Origin of the sequence: Mycobacterium sp. E3198 (assembly GCF_001667015.1) — a bacterium.
Lineage (GTDB): Bacteria > Actinomycetota > Actinomycetes > Mycobacteriales > Mycobacteriaceae > Mycobacterium.
In genome coordinates this window covers 1-1,912 of the sequence record NZ_LZIS01000221.1, presented here as the reverse complement: position 1 = coordinate 1,912, position 1,912 = coordinate 1, and the positions used below count along the sequence as shown (strand labels likewise).

General features: G+C 70.7%; 1 protein-coding gene and 2 pseudogenes. 2 read left to right on the top strand and 1 reads right to left on the bottom strand.

Annotation, left to right across the window (positions count from 1 at the left end; genetic code table 11):
- A pseudogene (locus tag A5673_RS29705) lies at positions 1–330 on the top strand (hypothetical protein); the annotation flags it as partial.
- 12 nt (positions 331–342) lie between these two features.
- Here the strand turns inward: A5673_RS29705 and A5673_RS23235 are convergent.
- Entirely contained in the window at positions 343–1,500 is a 1,158-nt protein-coding gene (locus tag A5673_RS23235) for an AI-2E family transporter (RefSeq protein ID WP_068238081.1), read from the bottom strand.
- 147 nt (positions 1,501–1,647) lie between these two features.
- On the opposite strand from A5673_RS23235, the pseudogene A5673_RS23230 reads away from it, so the two are divergent.
- Positions 1,648–1,912: pseudogene (locus A5673_RS23230) on the top strand (TIGR00374 family protein); the annotation flags it as partial.

Here is a 1,912-nt window from a genome sequence, read left to right as displayed (position 1 = left end):
GCCCCCGGGCCGCCCGCCGCCGCCGCGCCGCGGCCCGCCGCACCCGCGCCGCACCCGCCGGCGACCCCGTCCAGCGGTCAGACGCGGGCCATCCCGGTCCCGGCCAACCAGTCCGGCGACAACAACGGCGACCCGGCCGATCCCACCGCGGCCCTCCCGGTGCTGCGGTCGGACCCCAAGGACTCGGATGCGGCCACCGAGCAGCTCAACGCCCGCGGCCAGAGCGGCCCCGGCGATAACGGCGACACTTCGCGTCCGCGTCGCCGCGGCGGCGGGGGTGGCGCGGGCGTCAGCGCCCAGGATCTGTTGCGCCGCGAGGGACGCCTGTAACGGCCGAGCGGCTCAGTCGGGTTCCTCCCCGGGCTGGTCCGGTTCCGCCTGGACAACCGCCAGCTGGTCGGCGGCCTCGGTCTGTTTTTCGGACTCGGCGGACGGGTCGCGGGCGAGCAACACCTGTATCGCGTTGTTGAGGAACGCGACCGTCGGCACGGCAAGCAGGGCGCCGACGATGCCGGCCAGCACCCCGCCGGTGGAAATGGCCAGCACCACCGCGAGCGGATGGATCGACACCGCCCGGCCCATCACCAACGGCTGCAGCAAATGAGCCTCGAGCTGGTTCACCGCGATCAGCAAACCCAGGGTGATCAGCGCGTACACGATGCCCTTCGCCAGCAGGGCAACGACCACGGCCAGGAAGCCGGCGATCACGGCACCGACCAAAGGAATGAAGGCACCCAGGAAAACCAGTGAGGCCAGCGGCAGCGCCAGCGGAATCCCCATGATCGCCAGGCCGGTGCCCACGCCCGCCGCGTCCGTCAGGGCGACCAGGAAGGTGGCCCGCACGTAGCCGATCAGCGACCCGTATCCGGCGTTGCCCGCCTCGCGCACCCTGTCCCGGACACCGACGGGGAAGAGCTTGGTGACGTACTGCCAGATGTTGCGCCCTCCATAAAGGAAGAAAATCAGCGTGAACAGGGCCAACACCGCCGACGCGACGAGCTCGGTGATGGTCGCGGCGGTGGCCAGCGCGCCGCTGGTCAGTTTGGCCTGATTGTTGCGCAGCGCCTCGATCGCGGCGTTGACCCCGTGGTCGATCTGCTCGCGGCGCAGGTGCAGCGGCCCCTCGATCAGCCATCTCCGGGCGGAGTCGATGCTGGCGGTCACCTGGTCGGTCAGGTCCGGCAGGCCGTAGATGAACTGGATGATGACGAAAGCCAGGATGCCGCCCAGCAGAGCGAATCCGCCCAGCAGCACCAGCGCCACGGCCGCCCCGCGCGGCAGGCCGCGTTCGTCCAACCAGTCGACGGTCTGCACCAGCAACGCGCTGACCATCAGGGCCAGCAACACCGGGACGACGATGACCTCGAGCTTCTTGATCACCCAGAGCAGCGCGACGACGGCGGCCAGGAGGATGAGCAGACGCCAGGCCCACGCCGCGGACTTTCGGACAAGGGGTTCGACGGACCCCGCCTCCAGGGCGTGGTCGGGGTTTGCCGGCATCCGGCCAGCCTAGCTGGCGCCCACGCGCCCGGACGGCCGCTTCGCCCCCGACGACCGCCTCCCGCCCGGCACGATCCGGTTACGACCCCGACACGGTCGGAGCTGCGCCCCGCTGGCTGCGCCACCTGCGCGGTTACCCTAAAGCACGTGTCGCACGACGCCCCCGCCCGCAAGCTGCACTTGACCCGTGCAGCAACGCCGCGCGGCAAGTACTGGTGGGTGCGCTGGGTCATCCTGGCCATCGTCGCGATCGTGCTTGCTGTCGAGATTTCGCTCGGCTGGAACCAGCTGGCCAAGGCCTGGATGAGCCTGTACGAGGCCAACTGGTGGTGGCTGATCGCGTCGGTGCTGGCGGCCGCGGCGTCGATGCACAGCTTCGCGCAGATCCAGCGCACCCTGCTGGGATCGGCCG